The following is a 13,806-nucleotide window of genomic DNA, read 5'->3' as shown; positions in this document are numbered from 1 at the left end:
TTCCAGCTTCCAGCTTCCAGCTTCCAGCTTCCAGCTTCCAGCTTCCAGCTTCCAGCTTCCAGCTTCCAGCTTACGGCTTACGGCTTACGGCTTCTCTTGCGGTTTCTCGGCCGGCGCTTCGGGGAGCTCCATCACCAGGCAGGCGCCGCCCAGACGCTTGGCCTCCTCGATCCACAGCCGCCCGCCGAGGTGGGCGACGATACCGCGCGAGATAGGCAGGCCGAGCCCGCTGCCCCGGGGCCGGCCGCGGACCGGAGCATCGTCGCTGCGCTCGATCTGGTGGAACTTCTCGAACACCCGTTCGCGTTCCTCCGGCGCGATACCTGGGCCGTTGTCCTCGACGGCGAGGCGGTAGTGATTCTTGTGACGCGCCAGGCGCAGCAACACCCGGGGATCGTCGTCGGCGGCGAACTTGCCGGCGTTGTCGAGCAGGTTGATGATCACCTGCTCTAGGCGATCCGGGTCGCCGATCACCGGGGCGTCATCGACCTCGATCGCCATGTCCAGGGCGATCCCGCGCTCCTCCTGAAGACGCTGTACGGCCTCCACGCTGTGGCGGGCCAGTTCCACCAGGTCCAGGCGGCGGGGCGAGAGGGCCAGCCGTCCGCTCTCGAGACGCGCCAGGTCGAGGATCTCCTCGATCAACCGCGACAGGCGCTGGCTCTCCCGAACCACCACGTCGAGGAAGCGGGCGCGCTTGTCCTCGGGCAGGTCGGGGGTGTCGCGCAGGATCTCGGCGAAGGAGCGGATCGAGGTGAGCGGCGTGCGCAGCTCATGGCTGACCATGGCGACGAACTCGTCCTTGAGGCGGTCGAGTTCGCGCAGCCGCTCGTTGGCCGCGCGCAGCTCCTCGCTGGCACGGGCCAGTTCGCTCGACTTCTGCTCGAGGCGGCGGTTCATCTCGAGGGTCTCGGAGGTGGTATCGAGGATGCGCAGGATCGATTCCAGGTCGGGTGCCTCGCCACGGGCCACCGAGTCGATCAGCACCCGGGCCGACGCGCTACCCAGCGAGCCGGCCAGGGCCTGCTCGACCCGCAGGGTCAGCGCCGCGGGGGCGGGCTGATCGTCGGCCTCGTCGGCGTGGTGGGCAAAGACCCGCTGGCTGGCGGCCACGCCCAGGTAGCGGTCGAGCAGGGCGCGCAGCTCGCCGCGGGTGGTCTGGCCCTGCCACAGCGAGGTCGGCACCAGGCCGGGAGGCATGGCCTCGGTGAACAGCGCCGCCTGGGTCTGCTCCAGTGCCGAGGGGCGGGTGAAGAGCGACACGCCCACCAGCAGACCGACGTTGGCGGCGAGGCTCCACAGCAGCGAGTGGGTGTAGATGTCCCAGCCCTCGAGCCCGAACAGCGCGTAGGGCCGCAGCCAGGCGATGCCCCAGGGGCCCTGGTCGAGAAAGCCCGAGTCGAGCCAGCCGGACTGGGCAAAGCCCGGGATCAGCAGGGTCCAGGCCCAGACCAGGAAGCCCGCGCTCATGCCCAGCGCCGCGCCGCGCCGCCCGGCGCCGCGCCAGTACAGGCCGATCAGCAGCGCCGGGGCGAACTGGCTCACCGCGGCGAACGAGACCAGGCCGATGGTCACCAGGCTGTAGGTCTCGCCGATCAGCGCATGATAGAGATAGCCGAGCAGCAGGATCAGCAGGATGCTGACGCGGCGGATGCCCAGCAGCCACCCGGCCAATTCGCCTCGGGTGCTGAGGTGCAGGTGTCTCGAGCGCAGCAGCAGCGGCATCACCAGCTGGTTGCTGACCATGGTCGACAGGGCGATGGTCTCGACGATCATCATGCCGGTGGCGGCCGAGAGGCCACCGATGAAGACCAGTAGCGGCAGGGCCTCCAGGCCGGCGGAGAGCGGCAGGGTGAGCACGAAGCTGTCGGGGTCGCCGCCGCCGAGCAGCAGCCCGGCCAGGGCGATGGGGATCACGAACAGGTTGATCGCCAGCAGATAGAGCGGGAAGAGCCAGCTGGCCCGCTTGATATGGCGCTCATCGACGTTCTCGACCACGAGGACCTGGAACTGCCGGGGCAGGGTGAGGAAGGCGAGGAAGGCCAGCACCAGCATGCCCACCCAGCCGAGTGCGCCGCCGGGCACCGCCGCAAGACTCAGTAGCCGGGTGAGCTCGGCTCGCTCGCCTGCCTGGGCGAAGAGGTCGGCGGGGCCGTTGAACAGCACGAACACGGTAAAGATCCCCACCGCGAGGAAGGCCATCAGCTTGACCAGCGATTCGAAGGCGATGGCGGCGACCATGCCCTCGTGGCGCTCGCTGGCATCCAGGTGGCGGGTGCCGAAGAGGATGATGAAGACCGCCAGTACCAGCGCGACCCAGAACGACCGGTCGCTCCAGAATCGCTCATTGGCCAGCGGTAGATCGGCGGCCTGGGGGTAGTTGACCAGCACGGCATGGCTGACGGTGATCGCTTTGAGCTGCAGGGCGATGTAGGGGGTGATGCCGATCAGGGCGATCAGCGCGACCAGCGCCCCGAGGCTCGAGCTCTTGCCGTAGCGGGCGCTGATGAAGTCGGCGATGGAGGTGATGCGCTGGGCGCTGGCGATGCGCACCATCTTGCCGATGACGAAAGGCGCCATCAGCATCGCCAGGGTCGGGCCCAGGTAGATCAGCAGGAAGCTGGGGCCGAACTGTGCCGCGCGCCCGACGCTGCCGTAGAAGGTCCAGGCGGTGCAGTAAACGGCGATGGAGAGCGCGTAGACGGTGGGGGAGCCGATCAGCGATCGGCCCTGCGCGGCGCGCCGATCCCCCCTGGCGGCGATGACGAAGAGCAGCGCCAGATAGCCGAAGGCGAGGATTACCACCACGAGACCGCTCGTCATCGCCTGTCAGTCCTCATCCCGACGTTCCATCAGCCAGGCCATCAGGCCGATCACCGCCCCCCAGGCGAGGAAGACGTAGGGCACCAGCCAGCTTATTCCGTCTGCCGACGGGGTGGCGATCAGCACCAGCGGTGGCGAGAACAGCAAGGCCGCCAGCATGATCAGGGCGACCAGGCGCTCTTTGCGGCGAGGGGTGTTCACGAGGCGTAGGCGTCCTCCCGGTCGAAGGCACTGGCCTGGAGGGTCAGCGCCTGCTCGAGGGTCTCGATGCCCCGCGCCTCCAGGCGCGGCAGCAGCGCGAGCCACAGCTCCGCCGTGACCCGCGCATCGCCCAGGGCGGTATGGCGGGTGCCAGGGGGGAAGCTCAGGTCGTAGCGGTCGGCAAGGCTGTCCAGGTCGTGACCGTCGAGGCTCTCGTCGAGCGCGCGCGACAGCAGCAGGGTGTCGAGTACCGGCATGTCGAACACGACGCCGCCCCCCGGCGGCTGGATGGCCAGCAGGTCGAAGGCGGCGTTATGGGCGAGGATCACCGCCTCGCCGATATAGTCGCGAAAGCGCGGCAGGGCCACGGAGAGCGGCGGGGCGCCGGCGACGTCGTCATCGGTGATGCCGTGGATGGCGATGCTGGCCGGGGGGATGGGGCGTTCGGGGTCGACGCGCAGGTCGAAGACGTCGCTGGCCAGCAGGCGGGCATTGACGATCCGACAGGCGCCGATGCTCACCACGGTGTCGCCGCGGCGCAGCTCCAGGCCGGTGGTCTCGGTGTCGAAGGCGACCACGTCGAGGGTGCGCAGGGGGCGCGCTGCCAGTTCGGCGTCCGGTGGGGGCATCTCGGCGATGCCGAAGTCGTGGAACTCCGGACGCGGCGGGGTGCGCGGGCGGGGCGGGGCGACCCGGTCGGCCGACGGCAGCGGCAGGCGCAGCCGGGCATGGTTCCCGTCATCGTCGGCCAGGCTCCAGGCATCGCTTCCGTGCTGGCGCAGCACGTCTGCGACGCGCGGCGCGAAGGGCAGGGCGTCCAGTCGCTCGCTGCGCCATGCCTCCAATTGGGGTTCGCCGAGCACAGTGCCCTGCCAGATCAGGTCCAGGTAGACCCGCCGGTTGCCCAGGCAGACCTCGCCCTCGAGCGCATCCTGACCCGCGTGCGTTGCCAGTCGAGGCAGCAGCGAGTCGAGCAGGGCCAGCAGCGCCGGGGCATCGGCCTTGAGCCAGGCGGGCATGCCGATGGGGGTGATCCGCACGCCGTTCTTGCCATGGCGTGCGGCGAGCGAGGACCAGAGGTCGTTGGACCACAGGGGAGCCAGCCGCTCGCCCTGGCGATGCATGTCTTCCATGACCTTGCCCATCTGCTCGAGCTGGCGAGCCAGCTCCCGGCCCTCCTCGTCGATCACCGCCTCCAGGCGCTGGCCGAGTTCGCTGGTCGGCGATGATGTGCGCACGCCGACCAGGGCATCGGCGGCGCTGCAGAGGCTCGCGCTGTGGCGCCGCAGGGACGGCAACATCTCGACCAGCTCGGCGCGGGCGCCCATCTCGCTGGACCAGGCCGCGGTGGTATCGGTGAGGGTCAGCAGGGTCTCCTGGTGGCTGTGGGGAACGCGGCGCAGCACCGCGTGCAGCCAGCGCTCGTCGCAGGGCACCAGGATCTCCCGGGGCGCGCCGTCGTCGGGCAGCTCGACCAGGGCATCCTCGAGGCTCGCGATCGGCAGCAGGGCGTCGAGCCGCTTGCCGAGCCCGAGACCCGGGTGGCCTTCGAAGAGCGATTCGGCGGCCTGGTTGAAGAGCAGCAGCCGGCGATGGTGATCGCAGAGTAGCAGCGGGGTGTCGAGGACCTGGAGCAGGGTCTCGAGCTCCTGACGCACGCGGGTCGCGCTGAGCGCCCCTTCAGCATGGGCGGTGGCCAGGCGCTCCCGATCGGCACGCCAGGCCTCGCGAACGCGCATCAGGTCCGGGCCGAGGCCCTTGAGCCATCCCTCGGGGGGATAATCCTGGCGAGCATCGGGATTGGCCACCAGGCGGGCCAGCTGTACCTGCAGGTGGCGCAGTGGCGTGAACAGCTGACGCTCCAGCAGCAGGCCGACCAGGAAGATGGTGCCGCCGCCGGAGAGGCAGCCGAGCCATAGCCAGACCCGCGCCATGCCGGAGAGCCCGGCCAGGCCGTCGAGCCACAGGGCGAAGACGATGCCACCGAAGATGCTGACACCGCTGAGCAGCAGCCACAGGCCGATCAGCCGCTGGCGGCGGGGCAGGCTCTTGCTGCGCCGGGTCATCAGGAGGCCTCGGCGAGCAGCGTCTTGACCTTCTCGACCAGCGCCTGGGTCGAGAAGGGCTTGGTGACATAGTCGTCGGCGCCCAGGGCGAGGCCCTTCTCGCGCTCCACCTCGCGGCCATGAGCGGTGAGCATGACGATCGGCAGCCGGGCATGGGCCGGGTCGGCGCGCAGGCGCTCGAGGACATCGAAACCGCTGATGCCCGGCAGGCTGATATCGAGCAGCAGCAGGTCCGGGGCCGCTTCGGCGATGCGTGCCAGGGCGCTCTCGCCATCCTCGGCGGTGTCCACCTCGAAGCCGGCCTGCTGCATCAGGAACTCCAGGGACAGGACGATGTTGGGTTCATCATCCACCACCAGCACCTTGGCCATGGTGCCCTCCTTAATATGTGTGAAGACTCTGCTGTACGAAGTCCCGGCGTGTGCGGTCTGTCATGCCTGCCTTCATGCAGCGTTGACGATCAGTTTAGTGGCCGCTTGGGGACGGGCAAAGACGACCTTGGCAGGAGACATGCCACCGCGGCGTGCTAGGGTGGCGGGGATCACCCCCGGTCATCCGGGGCAGGTACCAAGGAGATAGGCATGATCAAGGTTCATCATCTGGAGAACTCCCGCTCTCAGCGGGTCGTGTGGCTGCTCGAGGAGTTAGGCGTCGACTACGAGATCGTCACCTACTGGCGTGAGGCACGCACGATGCTGGCGCCCGCCTCGCTGCGCGACGTGCACCCGCTGGGCAAGTCGCCGGTGATCACCGACGAGGCGCGGGACGGCCGGGTGGTGGCGGAGTCGGGGGCGATCCTCGAGTACCTGGTTGAGCGCTTCGAGGCGCAGGCCGCCCTGGTACCCCCAGCGGGCAGCGAGGCGCGCGAGCGCTACCGTTTCTGGCTCCACCACGCGGAGGGCTCGGCTATGCCGCCGCTGGTGATGCGGCTGGTCTTCGCAAGCCTCGGCAAGCCACCGGTGCCGGCACTCGCCAGGCCCCTCGGCCGGCTCTTCGCCCGCGGCGTGGAGCGGCAGTTCCTCGCGCCACAGATTCGCCGCCTGAGCGACTACTGGGAGGCCGAACTCGAGCGCGCGCCCTGGTTCGCCGGTGAGGCCTTCAGCGCGGCGGATATCCAGATGAGTTTCCCGCTGCTGGCGCTGGAGGCCGGCGGTGGCCTGGCCGACCACCCAAGGCTGCGCGCCTTCCTGGCGGCCTGCCGCGAACGCCCCGCCTATCGTCGTACGGTCGAGGCGGTGGGGGAGTTCAGTCTGCCGTGAACACTTATGATCTTTTCCTCGAAGCTTCTGATCATTCATTCTATTTGTTCATATTGTGGTCCCGAGTCCCGCCCGGATAATGGTTTCATCTAAATCCGAGTGAAGAGATCGGGAATATGTTCAAGTCCGTGATCATGGGGCTGGGCCTGGCAGTGGCAACGTCCCAGGCGATCGCCGCAGATGTCGAGCCGCTGGTCGAGGCCGGCTGGCTCGCCGAGCGGCTCGGTGGCGAGGATCTCGTGGTGCTCGACGTGCGTTCGGGCATCGACGACGGCGGCGATCGCGCCGGCTTCGAGGCGGCGCACATCCCCGGCAGCGTCTACAGCAGCTACACCGAGGCCGGCTGGCGCGAGACCCGAAACGACGTCTCCGGCCTGCTGCCCTCGGTTGAGAGCCTCGAGTCACTGATCGGCGGGCTCGGCATCGACAACGACGATACCGTGGTCATCGTGCCCGCCGGCACCGGCGCCACCGATTTCGGCAGCGCCGCCCGGGTCTACTGGACCTTCAAGGTGCTGGGACACGAGGAGGTGGCGATCCTCGAAGGCGGCTTCGCCGGCTGGCAGGCCCAGGATCAGACGATCGCCAGCGGCGCGACCCCGCCCCCCGGCGCCGCCGACTTCCAGGGCCAGCTCGATACGACGCTGATCGCCACCACCGAGGAGGTGCAGGCCGCCCGCGAGACCCAGGCGCAGCTGGTGGACGCCCGGCCGGCGGACTACTTCCGTGGCGAGACCCAGTCGCCCGCGGCCACGGCGCCCGGGACCATTCCCGGCGCCCGCAACCTGCCTTATCATCGCCTGCTGACCCAGCGCCAACAGGCCTGGTACCTGGACGACGAGGTGCTCGGCGCGCGCATCAACGCCGCCGAACTGGATCGCGAGGTGCCCACCGTGGCTTTCTGCAACACCGGCCACTGGGCGGCCATCGACTGGTTCGTGCTCAGCGAGGTGGCGGGCTTCGACCAGGTTCGCCTCTACGACGGCTCGATGGCCGAGTGGACCCGGGGCGAGGATCTTCCGCTGGCGCTGGCCGAGTAGGATCGCGACGCGCCACCGTCATGGGGCGCATGCGCTCATTGAAACCCGCCGCGGCCTCGCCGCGGCGGGTTTCGTGGTGATGTCGCCTCGAGGGCGTTGCGTAGAGCTCAGTCCCGAGGCCGGTCGACCTTCGGCCCCAGCGGCCCCAGCCACAGCCAGACCTGCAGGATCACCAGCACCGGCAGCAGCCAGACCGGCGCGCCGGTCACCGCGTTCAGCACCAGGTGGAGGAAGAAGGCCGTGATGCCGGCGGTGAGGCCCACCAGCGGGAAGCGCAGGGGGCGCGCGCGGCCCGGCAGGCGGGAGAGGCGAAACGCCGTGCCGACGAGGGTGCCGAAGACGGCGGACAGGCTCAGGGGGAGCAGGAGATCCAGCATGTCGAGTCTCTTGTCGGAGAATGGGCCGAGGGGGAAAGGGCGGATGCGGGCTCACTCACCGCGGCGCAGCAGCTGCTCGCGCAGGGCGAGTTCCGCGCGACCCAGCCACTCGTGCAGGGCGCGGGTGCTCTGGTGCAGGTGGTAGACCCGGGGCAACCAGGCGTCGAGGCCGTCGGGTGGGGGGCTCGCGAACTCGGTCGGGGCCGGCGTGACGCCAAGGCCCGACCGTTCGAAGGCGGCCTGTGCCCGGGGCAGGTGCCAGGCCTGGGAGACCAGCGCGACGCGGTCGATGCCGCTCGCGCCCAGCATCTCGGCGCTGAAGCGGGCGTTCTCCGCGGTGTCGCCGCTGCGCCCCTCCATCCAGCGTACTGGCACCTCGAACACCTCGCGCAGTGCCGCGGCCATCAGGCTCGCCTCGGCGCTGTGTTCGTCATGGCCCCGGCCACCGCTGACCAGGATCGGCAGCCCGGTCTGGCGGTGTAGGTGGGCGCCGTAGGCCAGCCGTCGCCAGCTGGCATTGGCCGGGGCGTCGCCCCAGCCGAACTCCGGGGCATCAAAGTCGCGACCGCCGCCCAGGATGACGATGACCTGGGCCTCGCGGAGCTGACTCGGGCCGATCAGCGCCGGCGCCTCGAGACCCTGACGAAGGGCGTGGCTGGCCATCGGGGTGGCCAGGATGAGCAGACCGCCCAGGCCCAGCACCACCAGCAGGCCGCCGAGCAGCCGCCAGTGAGACCACAGGGCGAGCCCCAGCAGGGTCAGCAGCACGTTGATCAGTGGGGGGAACAGCAGGATCTCGAGTATCGCCATGATGAAGGGCTTCTTGTTGTCGTGGTGATGGTCTCTCCGGTTTGCCCTAGAGGTCGATCTTGTCCTTGAACTCGCAGAGGTCCTCGATGACGCAGCTGCCGCAGCGCGGCCGACGGGCCAGGCAGGTGTAGCGCCCGTGCAGGATCAGCCAGTGGTGCGCATCCTGGCGGAACTCCCTGGGCACGTGGCGCAGCAGTTTCTGCTCGACCTCGACCACGTCCTTGCCCTTGGCGATCCCGGTGCGGTTGGAGACGCGGAAGATATGTGTGTCCACGGCGATGGTGGGCTCACCGAAGGCGGTGTTGAGCACCACGTTGGCGGTCTTGCGGCCCACGCCCGGCAGCGCCTCCAGGGCCTGGCGGGTGCGCGGGACCTCGCCCGCGTGCTGCTCGACCAGGATCCGGCAGGCCTTCATCAGGTTTTCGGCCTTGGTGTTGTAGAGGCCGATGGTGCGGATGTGCTCCTTCAGGCCGTCGAGGCCCAGGTCGAGGATCGCCTGGGGCGTGTTGGCCACCGGGAAGAGTCGGGCCGTGGCCTTGTTGACCCCCACGTCGGTGGCCTGGGCCGAGAGCAGCACCGCGGCAAGCAGCTCGAAGGGGGTGGACCAGTGAAGCTCGGTGGTCGGCTCGGGGTTGTGGTCGCGCAGCCGCGCGAAGATCTCGTGACGTTTCTGGGCGTTCATGGCAGTCCCTGGCAAGGGCGAGGGACGCCGGTAACAGGCTGAAGAGGACCCCTCACTGGAGAGACACAAGGTCCTACGCTAAGGATGGCGTCGGTAGCGTACAGGGAAGTATTCATAGCGCCTCCTCCTAGGCCTGTTGCCGGATAAGCCCCACGCGATGGTGCGGGAAGGTGTCGGGTGTCATTCTGCCGCGGCGGATTGCTCCAGCGCCCTGCGGGCATCGTCGAGTAGTCGCTGTGCGGCATCGACCTGCTGTCGCGCCGCCGCCCGGGCGGCGGCGTCTCCCTGGCGTTCGGCATGGGCCAGCTGCTGGCGGGCGCGGCGTAGCGCCTGCTCCGCCGCCTTGACGGCCATCTGCCGCTGGCGTTGGGGCATGGGGCCGGCCGCCGGCGTGCGTCCCGCTTGTTGGCGCTGCTGGATCAGCCGCTTCTGGCGCTCCAGGCGCTTCTCGCGCGCCTCCCGCGCCAGGCGCTGCTGGCGGGCGCGATGACGCCGCCGGCCCAGGGCGGCGCGCCGGGCCAGGTAAGCGTCGCGTTCCGCGTCGCTTGCGGCGGCCTCCCAGGCGGGATGGGGCAGCAGGTCGATGCAGTCCACGGGGCAGGGCGCCACGCAGAGCTCGCAGCCGGTGCACTCCTCGGCGATGACCGTGTGCATCCGCTTCGCGGCGCCAAGGATGGCGTCCACCGGGCAGGCCTGGATGCACTTGGTGCAGCCGATGCACTCGTCCTCGCGGATCCAGGCCACCAGCGGCGACTGGGCCGGCTCGGCGAGCGGCAGAGGCTCGCGGCCGGTCAGCTCGGCCAGTCGAGCCACCGTCGACTCCCCGCCGGGCGGGCAACGGTTGATCGGCTCGCCGTCGACGATCGCCTCGGCGTAGGGGCGACAGCCCGGTTGGCCGCACTTGCCGCACTGGGTCTGGGGCAGCAGGGCGTCGATCGCCTCGATCAGTTCGGCGCGCGAGGCGCCAGCGGTTTCCGTCACCACGGTCGCTCAGCTGACCCGCTGGCCAGGCTCGGCGCCGGCGTCGGGGCTCAGTAGGGTGATACCCTCGTCGTTGCCGGCGGCGAGCACCATGCCCTCGGAGACGCCGAAGCGCATCTTGCGCGGGGCCAGGTTGGCCACCATCACCGTCAGGCGACCCTCCAGGGCCTCGGGCGCATAGGAGGCGCGGATGCCGGCGAACACGGTGCGGCTCTCGCCGCCCAGATCCAGGGTCAGCTTGAGCAGCTTGTCGGCCTTCTCGACGTACTCGGCCTTGGCGATCCGCGCGATGCGCAGGTCGACCTTGGCGAAGTCGTCGAAGGCGATCTCGTCGGCGATCGGCGCCTCGGCCAGGAGGCCCTTGGCGACCTCTTTCAGTTTCTGCTCTTCCACCAGATCCTCCTTCGAGGCCATCATCATGGCATCGATCTTGTCGCGCTCGACGCGGGTCATCAGCGGCTTGAACTTGGCGATCTCGTGATCCACCAGCAGGGCGTGGCGGCTGTGCCAGTCGAGGCTCTCGAGCGTCAGGAAGTCGCGGGCCTGATCGGCCATGGCCGGCACCACCGGGGCCAGGTAGACCATCAGCTGGCGGAACAGGTTGATGCCCACTGAGCAGATGTCGAGCACCTCCTGCTCGCGGCCCTCCTGCTTGGCCAGCACCCAGGGCTCGGCCTCGGCGATGTAGGTGTTGGCCTCGTCGGCCAGCTCCATGATGCGGCGCATGGCGCGGCCGAACTCGCGCGCCTCGAACTCCTCGGCGATCTCGTCGCCGGCGGCGATGAAGCGGGCGACCATGTCGGGCTCGCTGCAGTGGGCGGCGAGCCGGCCGCCACCGAGCTTCTTGACGAAGCCGGCGCAGCGGCTGGCGATGTTGACCACCTTGCCGACCAGGTCGCTGTTGACGCGCGCGGCGAAGTCCTCGAGGTTGAGGTCCAGGTCGTCGACCCCGGAGGTCAGCTTGGCGGCGAAGTAGTAGCGCAGGTACTCGGGGTTGAGGTGGTCGGCGTAGGTGGCCGCCTTGATGAAGGTGCCCCGGGACTTGGACATCTTGGCGCCGTTGACCGTCACGAAGCCGTGGCAGTTCACCGCCGTGGGGGTGCGGAAGTCCGCCCCGTGCAGCATGGCCGGCCAGAACAGCGCGTGGAAGTAGACGATGTCCTTGCCGATGAAGTGGTAGACCTCGGCGTCGGAGTCCTTGTTCCAGTAGGCGTCGAAATCGATGCCCTCACGCTCGCAGAGGTTCTGGAAGCTCGCCAGGTAGCCGATCGGCGCGTCGAGCCAGACGTAGAAGTACTTGCCCGGCGCATCGGGGATCTCGAAGCCGAAGTAGGGGGCGTCGCGGGAGATGTCCCACTCGTTGAAGCCCGACTCGAACCACTCCATCAGCTTGTTGCGGATCTGCGGCTGGACGTGATCGTCGTCGATCCAGGCCTTCAGGAAGTCGGCGAAGTCCGGCAGCTTGAAGAAGTAGTGGGTGGAGCTTCTCACCTCGGGGGTGGCGCCGGAGATCGCCGAGACCGGGGCGATCAGCTCGGCCGGCGTGTAGGTGGCCCCGCAGGCCTCGCAGTTGTCGCCGTACTGGTCCTCGGTGTTGCACTTCGGGCAGGTGCCCTTGATGAAGCGGTCGGCCAGGAACAGCCCCTTCGCCGGGTCGAACATCTGCTCGATATCGCGGGTGGCGATGTGCCCCTTGTCGCGCAGCCGGGTGTAGATCAGCTCGCTGAAGTGGCGGTTCTCCACGGAGTGGGTCGAGTGGTAGTTGTCGAAGGCCACCCCGAAGCGGGAGAAGTCGTCCTGGTGGTCGCGGGAGACGCGCTCGATCAGCGCCTCCGAGGTGATGCCTTCCTGCTCCGCGCGCAGCATGATTGCGGTGCCGTGGGCGTCGTCGGCGCAGACGTAGTGGCACTCGTGGCCGCGACTCTTCTGGAAGCGCACCCAGATGTCGGTCTGGATGTACTCCAGCAGGTGGCCCAGGTGGATGGCGCCGTTGGCGTAGGGCAGGGCGCTGGTGACCAGGATCTTGCGCGGGGCGGTATTCGACATGGTGGCTCTGAGGTTCCGTAAGCGTGGTAGATGGCGGCCGACTCGACGCCGGGGCGAAGTCGAGGCCGCCATGCGACATATCCGTGAAATCAGGGCTGGGATTGTAGCATCTTCCTCCCCCGCTGCACCCGCCCGGCGGTCGGCCATCGGGGAGCGCCGACGTCCGCCGCGTCGCCTGCCGGGGACGGGGCCCTGGCGCGTCGTCGCCGGCGGGCGACGTTTGGCACGGCCCGACGACTCCGGTAGAGTCCCCTCTCCGACGGCGGGGGCCCAGTGGATGGAGTGGCCTGCCAACGGACTCATCAGCCTGACGTCACCTTCGGTGGACCCCAATGTTCTTCACGGAGGTATCTCCCATGGCATTTCGCCGTATCCTGCCCGTCATGGGCTTTGTCGCGCTGCTCACCGGCTGTGCCGGTGGGGCCATCGCCCCGAACTATACCAGCGAGAATCCCGACATCATGCGCATCGGCAACGAGCGTCCCGCCGACCCTCAGGTGACCACCGAGAGCCTCGGCTCCTACTGCGTCAAGGTCACCGAGACCTGGAGTGAACAGGGCAAGACCCCGGACGGCCAGAAGCTCTGGGCCCTGAGCACCCAGCGCACCGTGGTACCCTGCAACTGAGTTCGGTCTGCCCATCGTCCCATGATGGCCCGGGCCCGGTGCATGAGTGCACCGGGCCTTTTTGTGGGCCACGTCTGGTCGATGGGGCCTGACCGTGATGGGCCAGTCTGTTGCCGACATGGTCGCCCTCACACCACATCAGAGCACGGGCAAGGGACGGTAATGGCAATATGAGAATCGAACCACGGCATGGGAAGCAGGCGCTGCTGGCACTGCTGATGCTGGCGGGGCTGGTGGCGTTGGGGATCTGGGTCTATCAGGCGGGGTGGATCGATCCCGTTCGCCTGGAGCGCTTAGGCTTGAGACTGGGGCCCTGGGGGCCGCCGATGCTGGCGGGCGTGATGGCGCTCACGGTGGTGGTTGGTCCCATTCCCACCATGGTGGTCAGCGTGGCGGCGGGCATGATCTATGATCCCCTGCTGGCCTTTCTGCTCAGCATGACCGGGGCCCTGACGGGCGCCGGCCTGAGCTTCTGGATCGCCCGGCTGGTGGGCCGGCCGGTCATCGAGCGGCTCCTGCATGGGCATGTCGCCCTGTTTCCCGAATGTCCGCAGCACATTCTCTTCAGCATGGTGCTCGTGGCCCGGCTGATTCCCGTCGTCTCCTTCGCGCTGATCAGCTATGCGGCGGGGCTCACGGCGCTCAGCACCGGCCGCTTCCTGGTGGCGACGGCACTCGGCATGTCGCCGATGACCCTGATCTACGTGCTGGCCGGGAAGGGGATCGCCATCGACAGCGGCTGGGCGATGGCGGTGGGGCTGGCGGTCGTCTGTCTACTGGTCGCGCTGCCGAAGATGGTCGATGCCGGCTGGATCCGGCTGCCGGTGCGTTGGCGGGCCTTCGTGGACCATCTGCGGCACCATCGCCAGGATGGCCCGCCGCGGTGGTAAGCCGG

Annotated in this window: 13 protein-coding genes; 4 read left to right on the top strand and 9 right to left on the bottom strand. The window is 68.9% G+C overall.

Going from position 1 to position 13,806, the window contains the following annotated elements; translation table 11 throughout:
• Window positions 1-84: 84 nt before the first annotated feature.
• Genes FEI13_RS04095 through FEI13_RS04080 form a run of 4 tightly spaced genes read right to left on the bottom strand, consistent with a single transcriptional unit; the run spans window position 85 to window position 5,461 of the window.
• On the bottom strand, window positions 85-2,823 hold the full coding sequence (locus FEI13_RS04095; protein ID WP_138179751.1) for a sensor histidine kinase: 2,739 nt from the start codon (window positions 2,821-2,823) through the stop codon (window positions 85-87).
• Window positions 2,824-2,829: 6 nt separating this feature from the next.
• Window positions 2,830-3,024, bottom strand: a complete 195-nt coding sequence (locus tag FEI13_RS04090) for a hypothetical protein (protein WP_138179750.1) — start codon at window positions 3,022-3,024, stop codon at window positions 2,830-2,832.
• Entirely contained in the window at window positions 3,021-5,090 is a 2,070-nt protein-coding gene (locus FEI13_RS04085) for a 3'-5' exonuclease (RefSeq protein ID WP_138179749.1), read from the bottom strand. Before FEI13_RS04085 ends, FEI13_RS04090 begins: the two co-directional genes overlap by 4 nt.
• Window positions 5,090-5,461 carry a response regulator transcription factor gene (locus tag FEI13_RS04080; protein ID WP_138179748.1) on the bottom strand — a complete coding sequence of 124 codons (372 nt, stop codon included), beginning with the start codon at window positions 5,459-5,461 and terminating at the stop codon, window positions 5,090-5,092. Before FEI13_RS04080 ends, FEI13_RS04085 begins: the two co-directional genes overlap by 1 nt.
• A 210-nt stretch (window positions 5,462-5,671) precedes the next feature.
• On the opposite strand from FEI13_RS04080, the gene FEI13_RS04075 reads away from it, so the two are divergent.
• Window positions 5,672-6,349 carry a glutathione S-transferase family protein gene (locus FEI13_RS04075; RefSeq protein ID WP_138179747.1) on the top strand — a complete coding sequence of 226 codons (678 nt, stop codon included), beginning with the start codon at window positions 5,672-5,674 and terminating at the stop codon, window positions 6,347-6,349.
• A 116-nt stretch (window positions 6,350-6,465) separates the two neighbouring features.
• Window positions 6,466-7,389, top strand: a complete 924-nt coding sequence (locus FEI13_RS04070) for a sulfurtransferase (RefSeq protein WP_138179746.1) — start codon at window positions 6,466-6,468, stop codon at window positions 7,387-7,389.
• Between the two features lie 107 nt (window positions 7,390-7,496).
• Here FEI13_RS04070 and FEI13_RS04065 read toward each other — a convergent pair whose 3' ends face one another.
• From FEI13_RS04065 to metG, 5 genes are all read right to left on the bottom strand, one after another.
• On the bottom strand, window positions 7,497-7,766 hold the full coding sequence (locus FEI13_RS04065) for a hypothetical protein (protein ID WP_138179745.1): 270 nt from the start codon (window positions 7,764-7,766) through the stop codon (window positions 7,497-7,499).
• A 51-nt stretch (window positions 7,767-7,817) separates the two neighbouring features.
• Window positions 7,818-8,576 (bottom strand): YdcF family protein, encoded by a 759-nt coding sequence (locus FEI13_RS04060; RefSeq protein WP_138179744.1) that lies wholly within the window; start codon window positions 8,574-8,576, stop codon window positions 7,818-7,820.
• Window positions 8,577-8,622: 46 nt separating this feature from the next.
• Entirely contained in the window at window positions 8,623-9,258 is a 636-nt protein-coding gene (gene nth / locus FEI13_RS04055; RefSeq protein WP_138179743.1) for an endonuclease III, read from the bottom strand.
• Between the two features lie 180 nt (window positions 9,259-9,438).
• Entirely contained in the window at window positions 9,439-10,239 is an 801-nt protein-coding gene (rsxB, locus tag FEI13_RS04050; protein ID WP_138179742.1) for an electron transport complex subunit RsxB, read from the bottom strand.
• Between the two features lie 9 nt (window positions 10,240-10,248).
• Window positions 10,249-12,285 carry a methionine--tRNA ligase gene (metG, locus tag FEI13_RS04045; protein WP_138179741.1) on the bottom strand — a complete coding sequence of 679 codons (2,037 nt, stop codon included), beginning with the start codon at window positions 12,283-12,285 and terminating at the stop codon, window positions 10,249-10,251.
• 356 nt (window positions 12,286-12,641) lie between these two features.
• Between metG and FEI13_RS04040 the strand changes: the two genes are divergently transcribed.
• A complete protein-coding gene (locus FEI13_RS04040) occupies window positions 12,642-12,911 on the top strand; it encodes a hypothetical protein (protein WP_138179740.1) in 270 nt (89 codons plus the stop codon).
• A 170-nt stretch (window positions 12,912-13,081) separates the two neighbouring features.
• Window positions 13,082-13,801 carry a TVP38/TMEM64 family protein gene (locus FEI13_RS04035; protein WP_138179739.1) on the top strand — a complete coding sequence of 240 codons (720 nt, stop codon included), beginning with the start codon at window positions 13,082-13,084 and terminating at the stop codon, window positions 13,799-13,801.
• Window positions 13,802-13,806: the final 5 nt, after the last annotated feature.

Source organism: Halomonas urmiana (assembly GCF_005780185.1).
GTDB lineage: Bacteria > Pseudomonadota > Gammaproteobacteria > Pseudomonadales > Halomonadaceae > Halomonas > Halomonas urmiana.
This window is presented reverse-complemented; position numbering and strand designations above follow the sequence as displayed.

What these genes read in the sequence shown, in the direction of transcription:
- FEI13_RS04095 (WP_138179751.1), bottom strand. Translation starts at nt 2,823, where the DNA reads ATGACGAGCGGTCTCGTGGTGGTAATCCTCGCCTTCGGCTATCTGGCG.
- FEI13_RS04085 (WP_138179749.1), bottom strand. Translation starts at nt 5,090, where the DNA reads ATGACCCGGCGCAGCAAGAGCCTGCCCCGCCGCCAGCGGCTGATCGGC.
- FEI13_RS04080 (WP_138179748.1), bottom strand. Translation starts at nt 5,461, where the DNA reads ATGGCCAAGGTGCTGGTGGTGGATGATGAACCCAACATCGTCCTGTCC.
- FEI13_RS04075 (WP_138179747.1), top strand. Translation starts at nt 5,672, where the DNA reads ATGATCAAGGTTCATCATCTGGAGAACTCCCGCTCTCAGCGGGTCGTG.
- FEI13_RS04070 (WP_138179746.1), top strand. Translation starts at nt 6,466, where the DNA reads ATGTTCAAGTCCGTGATCATGGGGCTGGGCCTGGCAGTGGCAACGTCC.
- FEI13_RS04065 (WP_138179745.1), bottom strand. Translation starts at nt 7,766, where the DNA reads ATGCTGGATCTCCTGCTCCCCCTGAGCCTGTCCGCCGTCTTCGGCACC.
- FEI13_RS04060 (WP_138179744.1), bottom strand. Translation starts at nt 8,576, where the DNA reads ATGGCGATACTCGAGATCCTGCTGTTCCCCCCACTGATCAACGTGCTG.
- nth (WP_138179743.1), bottom strand. Translation starts at nt 9,258, where the DNA reads ATGAACGCCCAGAAACGTCACGAGATCTTCGCGCGGCTGCGCGACCAC.
- metG (WP_138179741.1), bottom strand. Translation starts at nt 12,285, where the DNA reads ATGTCGAATACCGCCCCGCGCAAGATCCTGGTCACCAGCGCCCTGCCC.
- FEI13_RS04040 (WP_138179740.1), top strand. Translation starts at nt 12,642, where the DNA reads ATGGCATTTCGCCGTATCCTGCCCGTCATGGGCTTTGTCGCGCTGCTC.
- FEI13_RS04035 (WP_138179739.1), top strand. Translation starts at nt 13,082, where the DNA reads ATGAGAATCGAACCACGGCATGGGAAGCAGGCGCTGCTGGCACTGCTG.